The organism is Fictibacillus norfolkensis, assembly GCF_014836645.1.
Lineage (GTDB): Bacteria > Bacillota > Bacilli > Bacillales > Fictibacillaceae > Fictibacillus > Fictibacillus norfolkensis.
Genome location: NZ_JACSQM010000003.1, coordinates 539283 through 561480, shown reverse-complemented (window position 1 = coordinate 561480; position 22198 = coordinate 539283). Strand labels below are relative to the sequence as shown.

The window sequence follows — 22198 nt, the reverse complement described above, 5'->3', positions numbered from 1 at the left end:
AAATACGAGCGCCATATGAAAAATACGAGCGCCATATGAAAAATACGAGCGCCATATGAAAAATACGAGCGCCATATCAAAAATACGAGCGCCATATCAAAAATACGAGCGCCATCCCATATAACCCCAACCCTTGATCAATTCACCATTATTGGAGGAGTGTTAAATTCTTCTTTTTCAGCTCGCAGAATATCCCGAGCTGCACCTTGAGCATAGACTAAAGATGTCTTAGCTTCCATCTTCAATCCAGCAAAATCATGTTTAGAGACAGTAGTAACGAGAGGCAGGTCTAAAGATTTTTTGACAGTACTTAAGTAATCTCTGCCATTACCTGTCATCCCTAACACGCGAATGTATGAGGGGGATGAGTCTAGAATGGCCAACATCTCGTCTTTTTGGACCTTATTTAAAACGTGTAAACACGCGCGCTGCAATCTTGTCCATGTATAACGTTTTGTCTTTAAATGCTTCATGAAAGTCTCGAATGAGTCAGATCTCTTCATCGCTTCGATCATTCTATATTCTAAACCCTCTTCAACTTCGTAATAACGGTTTATTTCATGGGGACTTGTAGATAATAGTTGATAACGAAGAAGAGGAAAAAAGCGTTCCCAGTGCATAAGAGTACCTTTTTCAACTCGTTCTTCAGCTAACATCTCAAGTGTGTAATGGGGCATATATGGTGCAGCTTGTTTTACATCACCTTTAAAAATAGTTTCTCTAATAGCTGTTGCACTAGCAATATTACCTCTGCCTAGCATGACATCATGGTAATCAGCATTTTTCCTCTTTATCGTAACAGGTCGGATATGAGAACCTAACTCACGGCTAGCTCTTACATACTCAAAACCTAAAATATTATTCGGTTTACTGAGATCGAGAGCCAAAGGAATATCCAGTGATTCGTATGCTCGTGAAGCAGCTGAGGGATATGATAGACCTTTATTCATAAATGAACGAACATGTTCCTGGTAGGTTTCCTGTTGAGCGTTCACCGAGTCATGAGTCTTATTAAAAAGTTCAGCATCCCCAGATTCGCTTCCAAAACAAAAAGACTCTGCACCAAGAGATTGAAGCAAAAAAATGCTACCAAATGCAAAACGAGGCGCATGGCTAGTGGCAAATGAATAAGGAAGTTCAATAACAAGGTCGGCTCCACCTAATAGCGCCATCTTTGTTCTTTTCCATTTTGACAAAAGAGCTGGTTCTCCTCGTTGAAGGAAATTACCGCTCATCACGGCGATAATACAATCAGCACCTGTAGCTTTTTTCGTTTCTTGTAAATGATAAAAATGTCCATTGTGAAACGGATTATATTCTACAACAACACCAGTTGCTTTCAACTGTTCCACTTCCTTTTAAACGTTCGATTATACTTGTTTACATTGTACTAAAAAGAGTTTAGAATCAAAAGTATCAGTGTAAAGATAAAATATTGACATTTTATTTGATGACCGATATAATTACTACTGTTGCCTTGAGGTGATAAAGACATGAAATGGTCACTACAAGAAATTAAAAATTTTTACCGTAAACCGTTAACATTTGAACAAAATGTTGATGTGAGCGGAGTGATGGAAAAAGACCCGGAGATCAGAAGCGTTGATCCTGTTCACGTAGAAGGACATGCAGATGTAACTCAGCAAAAAGCCACTTTTTACTTAAACATAAAAGGAAAAATGGTGTTGCCATGTGCCAACACTTTGGTAGATGTGGAATTTCCATTCTCGGTAAAAACGACGGAAATTTTTATTTTCGATCCGAACTATACGGAATTCGAAGATGAAGAGAGCCTTCACAAAGTCGAAGGACATTACGTTGACCTTCTCCCTGTCATCGAAGAGCATATTTTGCTTGAAAAACCGTTGAAAATTACGGCTGCTGATGTGACAGACAGTCCTGCTCCTATTGAAGGTAAAGGATGGAAGAGGGTTACGGATGAGGACATGAAAAACCGGATTGATCCGCGTTTGGAAGGTCTGGCTAAATTTTTTGACGAAGACAAAAAGTGAAAGAATAGGTTATAATGATTCTTTCTAGAACCTTTAAGGAGGTGGATACAAATGGCAGTACCTTTTCGCAGAACTTCTCAAACTCGCCAAGCGAAGCGTCGTACACACTACAAGCTTTCCATGCCTGGTATGGTAAAGTGTCCACAGTGCGGAGAATACAAGTTATCTCACCGCGTTTGCCGTGAGTGTGGATCTTACAAAGGAAAAGAAGTAGTTAGCAAGTAATGAAAAACAGGAAGCTATAGGCTTCCTGTTTTTTCATATACATAAATAAAGCGTTTTCTTTTGTATCGGAGGTGTAGATAGTGAACGAGCAACCTGTATTATGGGAAAAAAAGAATGGAATAGGGTGGATCACATTGAATCGTCCATCTGTGCGTAATGCGATCAACTACGAAGTGATGAAACACTTATCCACTCTATTGAACACAGCAAAAAAGGACGAAGAGGTAAAAGTTCTTATCATAACGGGAGCAGGTTCAAAAGCGTTTTGTTCGGGAGGAGACCTTAGTGCTTTCCATTCATTAAAGACCGAAGAACAAGCATACGGGATGTTATCAAAAATGGGTAACATTCTTCACGAGCTATTCTTTTTTCCAAAACCTACTATCGCTCTTCTAAACGGATCAGCAGTTGGGGGCGGATGTGAGATAGCATCAGCTTGCGATATAAGGCTTGCTCGAGCGGAGGCGAAGGTAGGGTTTATCCAAGGTCGTTTAGGCATTACAACGGGCTGGGGAGGAGGGACTTACCTCTTAGAAAGAATCAACCTGACAAGAGCCATGGACCTCTTATACAGCTCTACTCCTGTTACAGCTAAGCAAGGCATGGATTATGGATTCATCCAATATGTTATTAAAGGAAACAGTTTGAAAGAAACAGAACGCTATGTAAGTCGTTTTACTTCTCAACCTCTGGGTGTTATCGAATCTTATAAAGCTCTACAGCTTGAAAGATTTGATGCAGGAAGAATAAAGCAGAGCGTACAAAATGAGATCGAACGCTGTGCAAAGTTATGGGCGTCAGACGAACACCATAAAAGAGTAGAAGCCTTTTTAAAAAAATAAGTTTTCCCCATTTTAGTAGAATAAAAAGTCTATCTTATCTAGCACTAGCATATTCTTATTACAAACCACTAAAATGGGGGGATCTTAATGACAAATTTGCGCCAGGATGCCTGGACAAAAGAGGAAGATGCTATTCTTGCTGAGGTAACACTGCGGCATATTCGAGAGGGAAGTACACAGCTGGTTGCATTTGAAGAGGTAGGAGAGAAACTAACGAGAACACCTGCTGCTTGTGGTTTCCGGTGGAACTCGCTCATCCGCAAACAATATGATAAAGCGATAACTGAGGCTAAAAAAGTACGAAAAGAGCGAAATAAACGTAAAGTTAAACAGTTTGCTTCAACCATAGAGAATCATAATGAGGTACTTCATGAAATCCCTTCAAACAGTGCCAAAAGCGATACGCCTCTCTCTTTAAATGACATCATACTGTTTTTACAGCAACTTCAAGCTGAAAAACCAGTTTCAAAGAACTTAGAAGCGGAAAATAAAGCGTTACTGTTGAAGCTTCAAAACCTTAAGAAGGAAAACGGAACACTGAAAAGTAAACTTAGTAAAGTAAATAAAGAATATGAGACCGTATACCGTGATTATAAAGATGTTTTGCAGATTATGGATCGGGCAAGGAAGTTAGTAGAAGTTCCTGTGAGAAATTAAAAAAAAGATGGCAGATGCCATCTTTTTTATTTTTTATGCGAGACGTTGTTCACTTACGCCTGTTGGATACCATACATAAGGATTCTGACCACGATCACGGTCTTGATTATAAGTTACAGCTTCAAAGCCCATCTTCTCCCAAAAACCGCCAGATTGTTGTCTGCCATTCGTCTTTATCGGAAGGTGGAACGTTTTAGCGAACTCTACTAATGATTTTCCTAGACCTTTAGTCTGATGGTGAGGCAATACTTCTAGTTTCCAAAGTTCTAAATAATCTTGTGGAGGATCAAAATATTGATCATAAGCAGCTTCGATCTGATACAAGCTCATGCGTGCTACTAGTTTATCACCATAATAAATGCCATAGAACGGAGACTCACTGTCGTTTTCAATCATATTTTCTTGAAGATCCTCAAGCATTGACAATTCTTGTACTCCATATTCTTTGAACTGCTTAAATTCTTCAAGTGTTTTATAGTTAACTAATAATTTTTTTACTTCATACTTTAACATATGTTCTCCCCCAGTCTTTCTGTACTTTTCTCTATAGTTATAGTATATACTAATTATGCAAAAAATTCTTTAAAAATAAAATATTCGTTTAGTTTACGCTTACAAAAAGGGATTTTTGGTTTTTATGTCGAAAAAGGTAATGTTGACATCAGGAAGGAGGATGAACATGAAAAAAATATTAATCGCTAATCGTGGTGAGATTGCACTGCGGATTATTCAAACGTGTAAGGAAATGGACATTCAAACGGTTGCAGTATATTCTGAAGCAGACAAAGACCTCCCTTTTGTAAAAGCTGCGGATGAGGCGGTACATATTGGTGAACCTCCGGTAGTGAAATCTTATCTGCAGAGTGAAGTGATCTTAGAAGTCGCTCTCAAACATAAGGTAGATGCTATCCATCCAGGTTATGGATTATTATCTGAGAATGATGAGTTTGCCAAAAAGATAGAGAAAGCTGGAATAACTTTTATAGGTCCCTCACCTCAAACCATTGAGTGGATGGGTGATAAGATCATGGCAAGAAAAACGATGCAGCAAGCAGGTGTTCCAATCGTACCTGGAACGATCGAACCTATCGAAGATGTTGAAGAAGGTGTAAAACTTGCCGAGCAGATCGGTTATCCAGTAATGCTTAAAGCAAGCAGCGGCGGTGGCGGAATCGGCATGGTGAAATGTGATAACAATGAAGATCTGCGTAAACATTTTGTCTCATCGCAACAACGCGCTAAGAACTACTTTGGCTCTGGCAGAATGTTTATAGAGAAATGTATTGAGAATGCTAGACATATTGAAGTTCAAATCATGGGTGATACACATGGAAATATCGTTCATCTTTTTGAAAGAGATTGCAGCGTTCAGCGAAGAAATCAAAAAGTTGTCGAAGAATCACCATCACCATTCTTAACAGAAAGCCTTCGTTCTAAAATTACTGATTCGGCTGTTAAAGCAGCAGAAGCAGTAAACTATGTGAATGCGGGAACCGTTGAATTTGTCGTAAGCGAAAACGGAGATTTCTATTTTCTAGAGATGAACACAAGACTTCAAGTTGAGCATCCTGTTACAGAGAGTATTACAGGACTTGATCTAGTAAGATGGCAGATTCAAGTAGCTAGAGGTGAAAAACTTCCATTGACTCAAGAGGAAATCATGAGTAAAGGTCATGCGATAGAGTTTAGACTTTATGCAGAAGATCCAATCACTTTCTTCCCGTCACCTGGTAAGATAGAAAAATTAATATGGCCAAGCTCTGAGAAGGTAAGGATCGATTCGGGTTATGATAGTGGAAATGCTGTTACACCTTTTTATGATCCAATGATCGCGAAAATAATTGTAAGCGATTCCAATCGTGAAGCATGTATTAAAAATGCGGTTGAATTTTTTGATGCACTTGAGATAGAGGGCCTGAAAACGAATATACCACTCTTTCAAATGATCCTGAAAGAAGAAGATTTTACAAAAGGTGACTATACCACTAGCTATTTAAGTAAGAGAAAAGTTTCAAAACCATAATTAGACAGAGGAGAGAGAGAAATGAAAGAAATTACAGCATCTATGGCAGGCACAGTTTGGCAAGTATTAGTGAGTGAAGGTGACGAGGTAGCAGCAGGACAAACCGTTATTATCTTAGAATCTATGAAAATGGAAATACCCGTTGACGCTGTAGATGCAGGAACAGTAGAAAATATTAAGTTTGCATCTGGAGATTTTGTGAATGAGGGCGACGTACTCGTTACACTAAAATAAAATTAGCGTGCATACAATCTGAACGAGCGCTCATTCTCTTGAAGGAGGTAAATCATGGTAGCAAAATTAGAAAATCAATTAAAGGAAAAGATCGATCAAATAGAAGCTGGTGGTGCACAAAAATATCATGAGAAGAACAATTCTCAAAATAAGATGTTCGTACGAGACCGCTTAAGACTTCTTTTTGATGATGGTGAATACAGCGTTGAAGATGCTAAGTTTGCAAATAATCAAGCAGGTGATCTGCCAGCAGATGGGGTTGTAACTGCAATAGGTAAAGTTGGCGGGAAGACGGTCTGTGTAATGGCTAATGATTCTACTGTCAAAGCGGGTTCTTGGGGGGCTAGAACAGTTGAAAAGATCATTCGCATACAGGAGACCGCACAAAAATTAAAGGTACCGATGCTTTATCTTGTTGATTCTGCTGGTGCTAGAATTACCGATCAGATAGATATGTTTCCTAACCGCCGGGGAGCGGGCAAGATATTTTACAATCAAGTAAAAATGTCTGGGATGATTCCACAAGTTTGTATTCTATTTGGTCCTTCAGCAGCAGGTGGAGCATATATACCAGCTTTTTGTGACATCGTGATCATGGTCGATCAAAATGCATCCATGTACTTAGGAAGTCCACGAATGGCTGAGAAAGTAATCGGTGAAAAAGTGACGCTTGAAGAAATGGGTGGAGCAAGAATGCACTGCTCTGTTAGTGGATGTGGCGACGTTTTGGCAGCAGATGAAACTGAAGCTATTGAAGAAGCCAAAAGGTATCTATCATATTTTCCGAGTAACTATAAATTAAAAGCTCCGGTTGTTGATTCAATTGCTCCTAAAGCGGGAAGAGAGTTAGAAGCGATCGTACCAGAAAATCAGAACGTTCCGTTTGATATGTATGAATTTATTGATGGACTCATTGATGAGGGTAGTTTTTTTGAGATGAAAAAATTATTCGCGCAAGAGATCGTGACGGGCTTTGGACGTATTGATGGAAAACCAGTCGGGATTATCGCGAATCAGCCTAAAGTAAAAGGCGGCGTACTGTTTGTTGACTCTGCAGACAAAGCAGCACGCTTTATAACACTTTGTGATGCATTCTCGATCCCTTTACTTTTCTTATCTGATGTTCCAGGCTTTATGATCGGAACGAAAGTAGAAAGAGCTGGAATTATACGTCATGGTGCTAAGTTAATAGCTGCGATGAGTGATGTAACTGTACCTAAAATTTCAGTGATCGTCCGAAAAGCGTATGGTGCAGGTCTATATGCAATGGCGGGTCCAGCATTTGAACCTGATTGTTGTATTGCGTTGCCAACGGCTCAGATTGCGGTTATGGGACCAGAAGCAGCAGTAAACGCTGTATATTCTAACAAGATTAATGAGATTGAAGATGTAAAAGAGCGTATTCAATTTGTTCAGCAAAAACAACAAGAATACAAAGAGCATATTGATATTTATAAGCTTGCGTCTGAGATGATCATTGATGATATTGTTGCGCCTTCTGCTTTAAGAGATGAACTTACAAACCGTTTTGCATTTTATGAAAACAAAGAAATGGTATTCAGTGAACGAAAGCATCCTGTCTATCCGGTTTAATAAGATGAACCTCCCGAACTTGGGAGGTTTTTTTAGGTTGATTTAAGAATATGATAATATCGAGTAAGTTGAGGTGATTTTTATTATGAGAATAAGTGTTATTGGCGGCGGGGCCATCGGGTTATTAGTTTCCTATTTTTTAAAGCAGAACGGGCAAGAACCTGTAATATATACAAGAAGCTCTGAACAAGCAAAGGAACTCAGAAAATCTGGACTGACTTATAGAGATACAAAAGGTTCAGATACAACTGTAAAGGTTGATGCGAAGCCATTCGCACAATATTTTGGTGAAGAGTCATCGTGTATCATCGCCGTTAAACAAACAGCGATGAATGAAATACATGGATTGATTACATACAGTGAAGTTTCCTATCTTTTTTTACAAAATGGAATCAGTCATCTATCTTTCTTGAAAAGCATGCCACAAAAACAAATAAGTATTGGTGTTGTTGAGCACGGGGCGATCAAGAAAGGTTATACGACCGTTCATCATCTAGGAGAAGGCAGGATAAAAGTTTCCTCGTATAGAGGTGATTCCGAACAGACGTGGGGCGGATTACTTCATTCAAGTCGTTTTCCAATTGCATTAGAAAAAGAGTGGGAGCCAATGGTTTATGAAAAACTAATTATGAATGCATCCATCAATCCACTTACAGCGTTGTTAAGAATAACAAATGGAGAACTTTTAACGAACCCGCATGCACTCTCTATGATGCAAGAACTTTTTGATGAAGCTGTTTCCGTATTGAATATGACAGGACGGCGTGAAGTATTATGGAAGGAATTGTTAGTCCTATGCAGAAATACTTCATTAAACCGTTCTTCAATGTTAAAGAGCGTAGAGAGTGGTAAGCAAACGGAAATTGAGAGTATTACGGGTGAGGTTATTAAGAGGGGAAACGAATTGAAGATTCAAACCCCTTATTCTCGTTTTGCTTATGAAGCGATCAGTGCATTGGATAGGAGAGGATGAATGATTGGCAAGTGTTCTAGGTGCGATTATTGCTACTTTAATAACCGTTCCTTATATTGTCTTTTTTCTTGTTAATAAGAGCGTGTTAAAGCTTACGAAAAAAAGGAGAAAAGCCTTTAAGGCGGGTGTTGATAGTACAACGTTATTTTTATTTATGGCTATTGAAAGAATGACTGTAGAAATTTGGGGCCATTCTTATTACTGGATTCTTCTACTCGTATTTCTATTCGGCTGTTTACTTTTTACATATGTGATTTGGAAAAATGATTTGGATCTGTCTATCGGAAAAATACTTAGGTTAAATTGGCGTCTGCAGTTTCTTGTTCTTTCAATTGGTTACTTTTCGTTGATGACATATGGAATCGTTTCACGTATTTTGGACATTTAGAGCATATTTTTTATGTTCTTCAATCGTTCTTTGCTATACTCGTTAAGGATGTAATTGATACGTAGAAAGGAAGTTCATAAATGAGACTGGAGGAAATGCAGCTTCATACATCGCCTTTTTTAGAAGGGTACTCCAACGGAGATGCGGAGGTTGTCCGTTTTTTTGATTATAAATCTCCTTATGACAAGCATGAATGGGCAAAAAGACAACAGGAATTGAAGCGTTATTCGTTTCCTAGACAGGGTCTTACGGATTATCTGACTTCTTATAATCAAAAGGTTGGTTCTTCGCCCAAAACAATAGAGAACATACAAAAGTTGAATGCAGAAGATAGTGTAGCTGTCGTTGGTGGACAACAAGCAGGACTTTTAACTGGACCGCTTTTAGTGATCTACAAGTGCATCAGTACCATTCAACTAGCAAAACAAGCTGAAAAAGAATTAAATGTTCCGGTTGTTCCAATATTCTGGATAGCTGGTGAAGATCATGATATGGATGAGATCAACCATGTTATGGTTCCCAAGAACAATACTGCGAAAAAAGTATCATTAAAGTCAGCGAGCAGCATTAAATCTTCAGCCTCCCAATGGGAATGGAATAGAGATGAGGTTCAACCTTGGTTGAAGGAAGTATTTCGTTCCTTTGGTGAAACAGCTTTTACTAGTGATCTAGTTGCAGAGACAGAACGTATCTTGAAGGAATCAGATTCAATCGTTACGTTCTTCGCGAAACTTCTTTCCAAATGGTTCTCTGAAGACGGCCTGATTGTATTAGATTCTGGAGATCCTGCTTTTAAAAAACTGCAATCGATGATGTTAAAAGAGATGATTCTTCATAACAGCGAGATCGATAAGGCTTTTAATTTACGCACGGAAGAACTGTGCAAAAGTGGTTATTCCGCACCGATAGAGGTTCAAGATAACAACGCACATCTATTCTATACGAAGGATCAGGAACGAATCTTGTTGTATCGTGATGAAAATGGATTCTCCTCTAAAGAGAAAGACTTCACGATCTCAAAAGCAGAACTACTTGAAGAAGCGGTTGAACACCCAGAAAAATTCAGCAATAATGTCGTGACGCGTCCTTTGATGCAAGAGTTTCTTCTACCTGTGTTATCGTTTGTTGCTGGACCTGGTGAAATTGCCTATTGGGCTGTTCTTGGAAAGGTTTTTAGCCAATTTAATAGGACGATGCCGATATTAACACCAAGGCTTTCATTTACTCTCGTAACTGCTGAGGTTAACGAATTGCTTCATTCAAAGAAATTAACGGTAAAACAAGTTTTAGAGAATGGTACGGAAGAATATAAACGCGAGTGGTTTACTTTAAACCGTCCCATCGAGACTTATGAAACAGTGCAATCTGTAAGAGCAGAGTTTACTTCTTCTTATGAAAAACTGATAAAGCTAGCAGAAGATATAGATCCGAAGCTTCTTTCCGTTGCGGATCACAACTTGAAGAGAATCTTATCAGAGATCGACTATATGGAGGATAAGCTAGAACAGCGTGTTCGAAAAAAGGTAAAAGAACCACTTGCCGAATTTGATGAGATCATGCTGCAATTAAAGCCGACAGGAATCCTGCAAGAAAGAATCTGGAACATCTATCAATTTATTAATGAAGAAGGTTCCTGTCTTGTGGATAACCTTGTACAATACCCTTATCAATTTAATGGAAAACATAAGATTGTATACGTATAAAACGATAAATTATTTTAGGAAAAATCCTGTGCTACAGCAGGATTTTTTTTTTTGTACACGAATAATACTTGTAGTGGTGAAAAGTGGAGCGTTGTGGTAGATTTAGGGGAGAAAGTGGGGTGATCATATGTTCATGGGAGAGTATCAGCACAGCATCGACGAAAAAGGACGTATGATCATCCCCTCCAAATTTCGTGACGAACTAGGCACAGAGTTTATCTTAACTCGCGGATTGGATCAATGTGTATTCGGTTATCCTTTAAATGAGTGGAAAGTCATCGAAGAAAAGTTGAAGAGTTTGCCATTCACGAAAAAGGATGCACGTGCATTTACTCGTTTTTTCTTTTCTGGAGCTGCTGAGTGTCAGTTAGATAAACAGGGAAGAGTGAACATTGCATCTCCGCTCAGAGACTATGCAAAACTAGAAAAGGATTGCGTAGTGATAGGTGTGTCGAATAGAATTGAAATTTGGAGTAAATCAATTTGGGAAGAATACTTCTCAAAGTCAGAAGACTCATTTGGAGAAATTGCAGAGAGTCTGATGGACTTTGATTTATAACCCTTAAGTTTATAGCAGAGAGGAATTTTCCATGTTTGACCATATAACCGTTTTAAAACAAGAATCAGTAGATGCTTTACACGTGAGACCAGATGGAATTTATGTTGATTGTACGTTAGGTGGGGCAGGTCATAGTGCACTTATTTTGTCTCAATTAGAAACTGGCCATCTATATGCATTTGATCAAGATGACATTGCTATTGAAAACGCCCGTCAGGTTCTAAAGGAACATGAAGGAAAGTATACGATTATTCGCAGCAATTTCCGTCATATTAAAGAAGAGCTTTCTAAACGTGGCATACATAAAGTGGATGGCATCCTATTTGATTTAGGTGTCTCATCTCCGCAACTAGATGAAGCGGATAGAGGGTTTAGCTATCAACATGACGCTGAGCTTGATATGCGAATGGATCAATCAAATGATCTTACAGCAAAAGAAATTGTGAATGAATGGCCGTTCAATGATTTAATGAAGATTATCTCAAGATATGGCGAAGAAAAATTTGCTAAACATATCGCTAGAAAAATTGAAGCGGCTCGTGAGAAAAAAGAGATTCAAACAACTGGAGAACTTGTCGAAATAATAAAGGATGCTATACCTGCTCCTGCAAGAAGAACAGGCGGACATCCTGCAAAACGGACATTCCAAGCCATTCGTATCGCTGTAAATGATGAATTGAACGCTTTTGAAGATGCATTGCAAGATTCCATTGAACTATTAGATATCGGTGGCAGGATTGCGGTTATCACCTTCCATTCTTTAGAAGATCGTGCGTGTAAAAATATCCTAAAAAAAGCAAGCACAGGTCCGGAACTCCCTCCAGGACTGCCGGTTATTCCTGAAGAATACAAACCAGAATTAAAACTCATCACAAGAAAACCGATCGTACCAACAGAAAATGAGCTTGAAGAAAACAGAAGATCACGCTCAGCAAAATTGAGGGTCGCTGAAAAACAAAAATAGAGAGGAGAGCTAAAGTGAGCAATTTAGCCTATCAAGTTCAAAAACAACAAGTACAGTTACAGCCAGAAAGAAACCCAAAGCCGGTACAGCAGCCATCTCGTAAGATATTTACAAAAGGTGAAGTCGTATTATGGGGAGCTATGGGGGTGGTCTTAATTGCCGGATTGATTTGGCTCATTTCTCTATACGCGTCCGTTTATCAGGCAACTGCTGAAGTTGAGAATATTCAAAAGGACCTTACTGCAGAAACGAAGATCGTTGAAGATTATCACCTTCAAGTTACAGAACTAAGCAATCCCGAACGCATCATGAAGTTGGCAAAGGAACAAGGATTCATCTTTGACGATAAGAACGTAAAAGTGGTTCAGGACTAAAAAGCAGGTGTTGTTATGAAATTAAAAAGAAAAAACGTTGGAGCAGGTATTCTGATGGTTGTGTTTACCGTGCTCTTTTTTGTATTAACAAGTAAATTCTTTCTAGTAGCTTCTTCTCAATCCGCAGAAGGGGTCGACTTGATCGAATACGGGAAAAGAAAATGGTTGAAGAGTGACGTTTTAGATGCGAAGCGTGGAACGATGTTTGACCGGAACGGTGAAGTGATAGCACAAGACATTCCTTCTTACAGCGTGATCGCCATTCTCGACAAAAAGTATCCTAATCATATAAAAGACCCAGAAGAGGCTGCAGAAAAACTATCAAGAGTACTAGATTCTGACAAAGAAGACTTAGAAGAGCTTTTGAGTAAAGAAGGCAGATTTCAAGTCGAGGTCCCATCTGGAAGAAAAGTTTCTTATCGCAAAAAAGAGCAGATTGAAAAGATGAAGATTCCGGGTGTAGATTTCTTAAGAGAATCTAGACGCTATTATCCTAACCAAGGCTTTGCCGCTCATGTACTAGGATACACTGGAAACGGTGAAGAAGGCGTCCAGACTGGACTGATGGGACTTGAAAAATCCCTGGATAAGTATTTGCAAGAAAAGGATGGCAAGATCTCCTTTGTCGGTGATGCTTTCAGTCGTGCAATTCCAGCAAATAAAGAATCGATCACACCACCGAAACATGGTCAGGATATCTATTTAACTCTTGATGAGAAGATTCAATTGTACTTAGATGAAGCGGTGCAAGAAGCAGCAAAGAAATACAAGCCAGAAAAGATCACTGGCATCGTTGCTGATCCGAAAACGGGAAGAATTCTCGCGATGAGTAATTCACCTAGTTTTAATCCGAACAAAAAAGATATAAAAAACTATACGAACTTCGCTGTTTCATATCCGTTTGAACCAGGATCAACAATGAAGATCTTCACATTGGCAGCAGCCATTGAAGAAGGTAAATACAACGGTAATGAGGTGTTCCAATCTGGATCGTACAAGCTTCCGAACATCGGAAGACCGATCTACGATCATAATAAAAGAGGATGGGGACCGATTACTTATAACGAAGGAGTTCAAAATTCTTCTAACGTTGCGTTCTCAAAACTTGTACGTGAAAAACTAGGTTATGAGAAATATAGAAGTTATCTCTCTAAATTTGGATTAGATCAAAAGACGAACATTGACCTGCCGAATGAGAAGAGTGGATCGATTCTTTATAACTATGAGATTGAAAAAGTAACCACTGCGTTCGGCCAAGGAACAACGATCACTCCAATTCAACAGATTCAAGCCGCAACAGCTATTGCAAATGGTGGTAACATGATGAGGCCGTACGTGATCGACAAGATCATGGACCCAGAAACGAAGAAAACGGTGTTATCAAATGAGCCGAAAGTAGCAGGTAAGCCGATATCTGAAGAAACTGCAAAACAAGTACGAGATATATTAGAAACAGTAGTAACGGATGGAACGGGTAAACCTTATATGATTGATGGTTATAGCGTAGCTGGAAAGACAGGAACGGCACAGATCGTAGGAAAAGACGGAAAGTACATTTCTGGTTGGGGAGAGAACGTGTTCTCTTTCTTGGGAATGGCTCCTAAAGATGACCCTAAACTGTTAGTATATGTGGCTGTGGAACGTCCTAAGGTTGAGTTCCCTGAGATGGGTTCTACCCCAGTAGCTAATATTTTTACGAGCGTTATGAAAAGCGGGCTTCAATATTTAAATATTCAGCCTGAAGCTAAAGTAAAAAATCAATCTTCTAAAGTAAAGAAATCTTACGGTAAAGAATTACCAGATTACACTGGACAATCTGCGGAGAAAGCAAAGAGTGATTTAGAAAAACTCGGAATGCAGGTTTCCGTCATTGGTTCAGGTAATGATATCACCAACCAAGAACCATATGAAGGTGCTTATGTGATGAAAGGTGAAAGAGTCATATTAAGAACGTCTGGTGATGCAAAAATGCCTGATGTTAAAGACTGGTCTTACATGGATATATTACGAATCAGCAAGCTTCTTGGATTGAAAGAAACGATAACGGGAAGCGGATTTGCAGTAAAACAAAGCATTAAACCCGGTAACCCCGTTAAAGAAGGAGATTTCTTTGTTGTTCAACTAGAACCTCCTAAAGTAACAGAATCAGAAACAGATTCTGAAGAAGAAGAGAACGTGGAAGACCCGGGTTCTAGCGAGGAACAGTCTCAAGATGAAGATCTTCCAGTAACAGACTAAATGTTCTAGGCGCTTGTGTACAAGCATATATTTGAAACGAGACATACAAGGGAGGTATTGTGTGTGCGAGTTTCGAATGTAACTGTACGCAGGCGCTTAATTTTTGTTCTTGTTTTTGGAATAGCTTTCTTTTTTGTTATTTCTGTAAGACTTGGCTACGTTCAATTTGTGCTTGGAGATATGTTGACAGATCAAGCCCTTGATTCTTGGAGCAGAGACATTCCTTTTGAACCAAAAAGAGGAAAGATTCTAGATCGTAATGACGTGGTACTCGCCACAAATATTAGCGCTCCAACCGTCTTTGTCGTTCCAAGACAGATTAAGGAACCTGAAGAAACTGCTGAAAAGTTGGCTGCTTTGTTAAATATATCGAAAACAGAAGTGTACCAAAGACTTACCAAGAAAGCCTCTATCGTGAGAATCGATAACGGAGGACGAAAGATCAGCAATACGAAGGCAAAAGAAGTTGAAGCTTTGAATCTACCAGGTGTTTTTGTTGCAGAAGATAGTAAAAGGCACTACCCGTACGGATCTTATCTTTCTCACGTACTGGGCTTTGCAGGTATTGACAGTCAAGGGCTCACAGGATTAGAACTCTATTATGATGAACAGCTGAACGGTGAAAAAGGTCATATCTCTTTCTTCTCGGACGCAAGGGGACGCAGAATGCCATCTTTATCGGACAAGTATGAAAAACCGAAAGATGGCTATGACCTCAGATTAACGACAGATTCACGCGTTCAAACCATTATTGAAAGAGAGCTTGATATCGCACAAGCCACCTATGACCCTGATGGAGCGATCGCTATAGCGATGAATCCGAACACTGGAGAAATTCTTGGTATGAGTTCACGACCGGATTTTGACCCAGAAGAGTACAAACGAGTTTCACCAGAAGTATACAATCGAAATTTACCAGTGTGGGCTCAATATGAACCAGGTTCTACTTTCAAGATCATCACGCTTGCTGCAGCACTCGAAGAAGATAAAGTTGACTTAGATAGAGATCATTTTCACGATCCTGGATCGATCGAAGTTGCAGGAAGAAAGCTTAAATGCTGGAAAGCGGGAGGGCATGGCAGTCAGACCTTCTTAGAAGGCGTTCAAAATTCATGCAACCCAGGGTTTGTTATTCTTGGTCAACGTCTAGGTAAAGATAAACTATTTGAATATATTAAAGACTTTGGATTTGGAGAGAAGACAGGTGTTGATCTGGCTGGAGAAGGTAAAGGGATCTTATTCTCCTTAGATCGTGTTGGACCGCTTGAACTTGCAACAACCGCATTCGGGCAGGGTGTTTCTGTGACTCCGATTCAACAAGTAGCTGCTGTGTCTGCGGCCGTAAACGGAGGTTATCTGTACGAACCATATATAGCTAAAGAATTAGTGGACCCTATTACTGGGAAAGTCGTTAGTAAGCAAACACCAAAACTTAAAAGAAAAGTGATCTCCGAAAAAACATCTAAAGAAGTTAGACGTGCATTAGAAAGTGTTGTAGCTCAAGGGACTGGAAAGAATGCATTCGTTGATGGTTACCGGGTCGGAGGGAAAACGGGGACTGCTCAAAAGGCTGAAGGTGGTGTTTATTTAAAGAACAACCATATCGTCTCCTTTATCGGGATGGCTCCTGCTAACAACCCTGAGATCGTTGTTTATGTTGCTATAGATAATCCAAAAGAAACACTTCAGTTTGGTGGAATTGTGGCAGCACCAATCGTTGGAAATATTATAGAAGACAGCCTTTCTGCTATGGGCGTTAAAAAGCAAAAAGGTCAGATAGAAAAAGAGAAAACATGGCTCGATGCTCCTGAAGTAGTCGTTCCAGATTTAGTGGGAAAACAAACGAAAGAGCTTACGAACCTGCTGTATAATCTCAAAATTGAAACATCCGGAAAAGGGAACTACATCGTACAGCAAGCTCCTAAAGCTGGCGTAAAGCTAGAAGCTGGTAAAACGATTCGTTTATTTTTGGGTGACAAAAAAGAAGTGGAAGATTAAAATAAAGAATGTACACATAGCCAAGCGCGGAATCTTGCTTGGCTTATTTTCTTTAAAGATGCACATAAAACGCTCTTTCATAGAAAGATGTTATTTTGGTGCACTTATTTGAGCGGCATATAAGATAACACCAAAAAAGACCTTTATATGAGCTGCAACATATGTGAAATTTCGCTTTTTTGACTATACGCTTAACGATGATTAGAGGAGAGATCAGGATTAATGGAATTAAAAGAACTGCTTACATATTTAGTGAACTATGAATTGGATATTCAAGCCAATCCTGAAATTACCTCCATTGAAATGGATTCCAGGAAAGCTGGGAAAGGCTGTCTTTTTGTATGTATGGAAGGGCTTCTGTTTGATGGACATGATTTTGCAGAAACCGTTGCGAATAACGGAGCTGCTGCTATTTTAGCTGAGAAAGATATTAATGTTAACATTCCTGTTATAAAAGTTAAAAACACAAAAAAAGCTCTTGCGGTATTAGCAGATGCTTTTTATGGTCATCCCTCCCAAAAACTCCATTTAATCGGAATCACCGGTACGAATGGGAAGACGACAACTTCACATCTCATTGAAAAAGTTTTAAGAGATGCTGGGAAAAGCACTGGGATGATCGGCACGATTGAAATGAAGATAAAAGATCAAAGCTTTAAGGTAGCGAATACTACACCTGATTCATTATTTTTGCAGAATGCTTTTTATCAAATGACCGAAGAAAAAGTGGAAGCAGCCGTCATGGAAGTGTCTTCGCATGCTCTCGTTCAAGGTAGAGTATGGGGATGTGACTTTGATATCGCTGTTTTCACGAACTTGACACAAGATCATTTGGACTACCATAAAAATATGGAAGAATACCAGTTTGCAAAGAGTCTTCTGTTTTCACAAATGGGTAATACTTATAACAGATCAGATCGTAAAGTCGCTGTTCTTAATAATGATGATCCAGCTTCAAAAGTGTTTGAAAGAGTTACTTCCGCACAGGTTGTTTCTTATGGAATTGACAACGATAGCGACGTTCGAGCAACCGATATATTGATCGGGGCGCAAGGCACTACGTTTACGCTGCAGACTCCTATTGGTTCAAGAAAAGTTACATTGAAGCTTATCGGAAAGTTTTCTGTTTATAATGTGCTCGCAGCAACAACAGCATGTTTGTTATCTGGATTAGATCTAGATCAGATTCTAGCTAGTCTAAAAGAAGTAACTGGCGTTTCTGGGAGATTCGAACCTGTTATTGCAGGTCAAGATTTTACGGTCATCGTTGATTACGCACATACGCCAGATAGTTTAGAGAATGTATTACGAACGATTAAAGAGTTTGCAACAGGGAAAATAACAGCGATCGTAGGATGTGGTGGTGACCGTGATAAGACTAAGCGGCCACTCATGGCGGGAATTGCGGCTAACTTAGCTGATCATGCCATCTTTACAAGTGATAACCCACGAACAGAAGATCCTCTTCAAATCTTAAAAGATATGGAAGAGGGTGTAGACGATGGTAATTATGTGACCATCCCTGACCGAAAAAAGGCAATTGAACATGCGGTTGAAAAGGCTAGTGCAAACGATGTTATACTTATAGCCGGAAAAGGTCATGAAACCTATCAAATCATTGGAAAAGATATATTAGAATTCGACGATAGGATCGTTGCAAGGGAAGCAATTAAGGCGGTGAAAAAATGAAGTTAGATTTTAAAGAACTGGTCTCATTAGCAGATCGTACGAGTGGTAAGTATGAGAACCTGATATTAGAAGGTGTTTCTAAAGATACAAGACATAAAAGCGAGAATGCCCTATACTTACCGATAGCTGGTGAGCGGTTTGATGGTCACGATTTTCTGTTAAATGCGATCGAGCAAGGTTGCACAGCTACGGTCTGGCAAGAAGGAAAAGATCTTCCACTAGGATTGCCGGAAGATTTTCCTATCCTTTACACAAAAGACACTGTAACATTTTTGCAAGATATCTCTAAATATTACTTGAAGAAGATCAATCCTGTTGTAGTAGCTGTAACGGGTAGTAACGGAAAAACAACAACTAAAGATATGATCGAAAGTGTTTCCTCTGAAAACTTTAAAACGTTTAAAACACAAGGGAATTACAATAATCATATTGGAATGCCTTTGACCATTCTAGCGATGGAAGATACTACAGAAGTATTGATCCTAGAAATGGGGATGAGTGATTATGGTGAGATATCTCTTTTAAGTAAGATCGCAGAGCCAGATGTTGCTGTTATTACGAATATCGGTGAAAGCCATCTTGAACAGCTTGGTAGTCGTGAAGGAATCGCTAAAGCTAAACTTGAGATTGCAGATGGATTAAAACAAGGCGGGCTGTTTATCATCGATGGAGATGAGCCGCTTCTTTCACATGTAAAAGGTGAGAACGTGCTGCAAGTTGGATTTGGTGATTCCAACACACTGAAGTTATGTAACCTTAAGACAGATGCACATGGTGTTACGTTTTCTTTAGAAGAAGGTACAACTGTGTATCGCATACCGATGTTAGGACGACATAATATAAAAAATGCAGCATATGCCATAGCTGTAGGGCATTACTTGAATATCGAAGAAAATAAGATACTAGAAGGACTTGAGAATCTTAAAGTTACTTCTATGCGTCTTGAAATGAAAAGCGGTAAGAAGGATACTCTTCTCATCAACGATGCCTATAACGCTAGTCCAACGAGTATGATTGCTGCTCTAGATACACTTGCTGAACTGAAAGATTATTCTAATAAAGTTGCAGTTCTTGGAGATATGTATGAATTAGGTTCAAATGAAGAAGAAATGCATCGAAACATAGCGAAGCATGTGAATGAATCGATCTCTCATGTGATATGTGTAGGGCAAAAAGGTGCTTGGATTGCAGACGAACTAAAAAAACAAAAAAATGAAGGCCTTGAGGTTATTCATTGTCTAACAAAAGATGAAGCGGAAGAACCTATTGCTAAATTATTATCAAAAGATACTGCTATTCTTTTTAAAGCATCAAGAGGGATGGTACTAGAAACCCTAGTCTCGAAATTTGTAGAGAAAGAACAGGAGTCGAAAAAATGATTGAGCAAGTCTTATTATTTACATTAGTTGCATCCTTCTTAATCGCGGTATTAAGTTCACCCTTTTTTATCCCGTTTTTAAGAAGATTAAAATTTGGGCAGAGCATCCGTGATGAAGGCCCAAAATCTCACCAAAAAAAGCAGGGAACACCTACAATGGGCGGGATTGTTATCGTCTTAGCCCTTGTTATCGCAACGTATGCGATGACTGCTAAGTTTTTTGCTGTTACGGCAGAGACCCATCTGCTTATCCTTGTTACATTAGGATACGGACTTATAGGATTCTTAGATGATTTTATTAAAGTAGTAAAGAAAAGAAATCTCGGTTTAACATCAAAACAAAAATTAGTAGGTCAATTAATCATTGCAGCTCTTTTCTTCCTAGGATTAAGAGCCATTGATTTCTCAACAGAAATTTCGGTTCCTGGAACAGATTTTTCGTTTGATCTAGGATGGTTTTACCCAATATTAGTTGTATTCATGTTAATCGGTGCTTCAAATGCGGTAAACCTTACGGATGGATTGGATGGACTGTTAGCCGGAACAGCAGCTATTGCTTTTGGTGCGTTTGCTGTTTTGTCTTCTACTATCCTTCAATTTGAAGCTGCTATTTTTTGTGTCGCAGTGGTTGGTGCAGTACTTGGCTTCTTAGTTTTTAATGCACACCCAGCAAAAGTATTCATGGGAGATACTGGCTCACTTGCATTAGGTGGTGCGATTAGCGCGGTCGCGATTCTAACAAAGCTTGAGATTTTACTAGTTATTATTGGTGGAGTTTTTGTAATCGAAACGCTTTCTGTAATGATTCAAGTAGCATCGTTTAAACTTACTCGTAAGCGTGTATTTAAGATGAGTCCGCTTCATCATCATTATGAACTGTCAGGCTGGAGTGAATGGCGCATCGTCGTTACATTTTGGCTTGTAGGATTGGTATTTGCAGCATTAGGAATTTATTTAGAGGTGTGGGTATAGATGAAAGACACTACATTTTTTAACAACAAAAAGATATTAATCGTAGGATTAGCTAAGAGCGGTTTTGCTGGTGCAAAACTGCTTCATTCGTTTGGAGCCCAATTAACAGTGAACGATAAAAGCCCTAGAGAAGGAAATGTGGAAGCAGAAAAACTTGAGAAGCTTGGAATCAAAGTAGTTTGTGGAGATCATCCGCTAACATTACTAGATGACCAGTTGGACTTCATTGTAAAGAATCCAGGAATTCCATACCAAAACCCTTTGATCGATGAAGCGGTTAAACGCAACATTCCGGTTTATACTGAAGTGGAAATAGCAGGTATGATCTCAGAGGCATCAATTATTGCGATTACAGGTTCAAACGGCAAGACAACAACCACTACTCTTATCGGTGATATGTTAAAAAACAGTGATAAGACACCTGTCGTAGCAGGGAACATAGGTACTGTGTTCTCAGAGGTTGCAGCGAAGTCGACAGAGAAAGATATATTAGTAGCTGAACTTTCTAGCTTTCAGTTGATGGGTACAGAGCGATTTAAGCCACAGATTGCAGTTTTTCTGAACCTATTTGAAGCACACTTAGATTATCACGGTTCTCTTGATGAATACGGAAAAGCAAAAGCTAAGATTACTGAGAACCAAGATCCATCAGATTATGTGATCTATAACGCAGATGATGAACGTGTCTCTCATTTGATGAAGGATTCTAATGCGCAGCATATCCCATTTTCTGTCACGAAGAAATATGATGATGGAGTTTATGTTGAAGATGGTGCCCTTTATTTTCAGAACCAAAAAGTTATTGATCTAAGTGAGATCGTGTTACCTGGTAAACACAATCTCTCTAATATTATGGCAGCTGTAGCGGCATCCTTATTAGCCGGTGCTACATTGAAGCAGATACATCAAGTTCTCACTTCGTTTCCTGGGGTTAAACACCGTTTGCAGTTCGTCGGAGAGTTTAAGGGCAGACGTTTTTATAATGATTCAAAAGCTACGAATATATTAGCGACGAATGCAGCGTTGTCTGCATTTGAACAACCCGTCATCTTACTAGCTGGTGGTCTTGATCGTGGAAATTCATTTGATGATCTGCTTCCATCACTAAAAAATGTAAAAGCGATCGTCACTTTTGGTCAAACAGCTGATAAATTAGCGGAAGCAGCGGAACAGGCAGGAATAGAAACGATAAAACGTGCTGATAATGTGGAAGATGCTGTTCCCCTTGCGTACAGTTTATCTGCCGAAGAAGATGTTATATTATTGTCTCCTGCATGTGCAAGCTGGGATCAATATAAGACATTTGAACAAAGAGGGGACATGTTTATCAACTCTGTGCATAAACTTAAATAAGGTTTGTACAAATAAGAAGAGTT

The 22198-nt window shown here is 39.2% G+C and carries 21 protein-coding genes; 19 read left to right on the top strand and 2 right to left on the bottom strand.

The features are described 5' to 3' along the window. Positions 1-137 precede the first annotated feature (137 nt). A complete protein-coding gene (locus tag H9648_RS10085; protein WP_191753708.1) occupies positions 138-1343 on the bottom strand; it encodes a nucleotidyltransferase in 1206 nt (401 codons plus the stop codon). A gap of 150 nt (positions 1344-1493) precedes the next feature. Between H9648_RS10085 and H9648_RS10080 the strand changes: the two genes are divergently transcribed. The 4 genes from H9648_RS10080 to H9648_RS10065 all read left to right on the top strand — a co-directional run bounded on the left by H9648_RS10080 (position 1494) and on the right by H9648_RS10065 (position 3736). Beyond that, positions 1494-2012 (top strand): YceD family protein, encoded by a 519-nt coding sequence (locus tag H9648_RS10080; protein ID WP_191753707.1) that lies wholly within the window; start codon positions 1494-1496, stop codon positions 2010-2012. Positions 2013-2063: 51 nt separating this feature from the next. Beyond that, a complete protein-coding gene (gene rpmF / locus H9648_RS10075) occupies positions 2064-2237 on the top strand; it encodes a 50S ribosomal protein L32 (protein ID WP_066240492.1) in 174 nt (57 codons plus the stop codon). Positions 2238-2317: 80 nt separating this feature from the next. Then, positions 2318-3079, top strand: a complete 762-nt coding sequence (locus H9648_RS10070) for an enoyl-CoA hydratase/isomerase family protein (RefSeq protein ID WP_191753706.1) — start codon at positions 2318-2320, stop codon at positions 3077-3079. Between the two features lie 87 nt (positions 3080-3166). Then, positions 3167-3736, top strand: a complete 570-nt coding sequence (locus H9648_RS10065; RefSeq protein ID WP_191753705.1) for an RsfA family transcriptional regulator — start codon at positions 3167-3169, stop codon at positions 3734-3736. Between the two features lie 33 nt (positions 3737-3769). Here H9648_RS10065 and H9648_RS10060 read toward each other — a convergent pair whose 3' ends face one another. After that, positions 3770-4249, bottom strand: a complete 480-nt coding sequence (locus H9648_RS10060) for an N-acetyltransferase (protein WP_191753704.1) — start codon at positions 4247-4249, stop codon at positions 3770-3772. Positions 4250-4415: 166 nt separating this feature from the next. On the opposite strand from H9648_RS10060, the gene H9648_RS10055 reads away from it, so the two are divergent. The 15 genes from H9648_RS10055 to murD all read left to right on the top strand — a co-directional run bounded on the left by H9648_RS10055 (position 4416) and on the right by murD (position 22175). Beyond that, positions 4416-5759 (top strand): acetyl-CoA carboxylase biotin carboxylase subunit, encoded by a 1344-nt coding sequence (locus H9648_RS10055; RefSeq protein ID WP_191753703.1) that lies wholly within the window; start codon positions 4416-4418, stop codon positions 5757-5759. A gap of 21 nt (positions 5760-5780) precedes the next feature. Then, on the top strand, positions 5781-5993 hold the full coding sequence (locus H9648_RS10050) for an acetyl-CoA carboxylase biotin carboxyl carrier protein subunit (protein WP_144700945.1): 213 nt from the start codon (positions 5781-5783) through the stop codon (positions 5991-5993). 54 nt (positions 5994-6047) lie between these two features. Further along, the gene (locus H9648_RS10045) at positions 6048-7586 is read left to right on the top strand and encodes an acyl-CoA carboxylase subunit beta (protein ID WP_191753702.1); all 1539 of its coding nucleotides are present in this window, start codon (positions 6048-6050) and stop codon (positions 7584-7586) included. Positions 7587-7671: 85 nt separating this feature from the next. Next, positions 7672-8559, top strand: coding sequence for a ketopantoate reductase family protein (locus tag H9648_RS10040; protein ID WP_191753701.1), 888 nt, complete (start codon positions 7672-7674; stop codon positions 8557-8559). A gap of 4 nt (positions 8560-8563) precedes the next feature. Next, positions 8564-8947, top strand: coding sequence for a DUF3397 domain-containing protein (locus tag H9648_RS10035; RefSeq protein WP_191753700.1), 384 nt, complete (start codon positions 8564-8566; stop codon positions 8945-8947). Between the two features lie 80 nt (positions 8948-9027). Continuing rightward, positions 9028-10650: a bacillithiol biosynthesis cysteine-adding enzyme BshC gene (bshC, locus tag H9648_RS10030; protein WP_191753699.1), complete on the top strand. Its 1623-nt coding sequence runs from the start codon at positions 9028-9030 to the stop codon at positions 10648-10650. A gap of 127 nt (positions 10651-10777) precedes the next feature. Continuing rightward, positions 10778-11209: a division/cell wall cluster transcriptional repressor MraZ gene (gene mraZ, locus H9648_RS10025; RefSeq protein WP_191753698.1), complete on the top strand. Its 432-nt coding sequence runs from the start codon at positions 10778-10780 to the stop codon at positions 11207-11209. Between the two features lie 31 nt (positions 11210-11240). Next, positions 11241-12173 (top strand): 16S rRNA (cytosine(1402)-N(4))-methyltransferase RsmH, encoded by a 933-nt coding sequence (rsmH, locus tag H9648_RS10020; RefSeq protein WP_191753697.1) that lies wholly within the window; start codon positions 11241-11243, stop codon positions 12171-12173. A gap of 14 nt (positions 12174-12187) precedes the next feature. After that, complete coding sequence (gene ftsL, locus H9648_RS10015) at positions 12188-12547, top strand: cell division protein FtsL (RefSeq protein ID WP_191753696.1); 360 nt, start codon at positions 12188-12190, stop codon at positions 12545-12547. Between the two features lie 15 nt (positions 12548-12562). After that, the gene (locus H9648_RS10010; protein ID WP_191753695.1) at positions 12563-14785 is read left to right on the top strand and encodes a penicillin-binding protein; all 2223 of its coding nucleotides are present in this window, start codon (positions 12563-12565) and stop codon (positions 14783-14785) included. A gap of 63 nt (positions 14786-14848) precedes the next feature. After that, positions 14849-16783 carry a stage V sporulation protein D gene (locus H9648_RS10005; protein ID WP_191753694.1) on the top strand — a complete coding sequence of 645 codons (1935 nt, stop codon included), beginning with the start codon at positions 14849-14851 and terminating at the stop codon, positions 16781-16783. Positions 16784-17005: 222 nt separating this feature from the next. Beyond that, complete coding sequence (locus H9648_RS10000; RefSeq protein ID WP_191753693.1) at positions 17006-18472, top strand: UDP-N-acetylmuramoyl-L-alanyl-D-glutamate--2,6-diaminopimelate ligase; 1467 nt, start codon at positions 17006-17008, stop codon at positions 18470-18472. Next, positions 18469-19851: a UDP-N-acetylmuramoyl-tripeptide--D-alanyl-D-alanine ligase gene (locus H9648_RS09995; RefSeq protein WP_191753692.1), complete on the top strand. Its 1383-nt coding sequence runs from the start codon at positions 18469-18471 to the stop codon at positions 19849-19851. Before H9648_RS10000 ends, H9648_RS09995 begins: the two co-directional genes overlap by 4 nt. Then, complete coding sequence (gene mraY, locus H9648_RS09990; RefSeq protein WP_191753691.1) at positions 19848-20822, top strand: phospho-N-acetylmuramoyl-pentapeptide-transferase; 975 nt, start codon at positions 19848-19850, stop codon at positions 20820-20822. Before H9648_RS09995 ends, mraY begins: the two co-directional genes overlap by 4 nt. Continuing rightward, on the top strand, positions 20823-22175 hold the full coding sequence (gene murD, locus H9648_RS09985; RefSeq protein ID WP_191753690.1) for a UDP-N-acetylmuramoyl-L-alanine--D-glutamate ligase: 1353 nt from the start codon (positions 20823-20825) through the stop codon (positions 22173-22175). It abuts the gene before it with no gap. Positions 22176-22198: the final 23 nt, after the last annotated feature.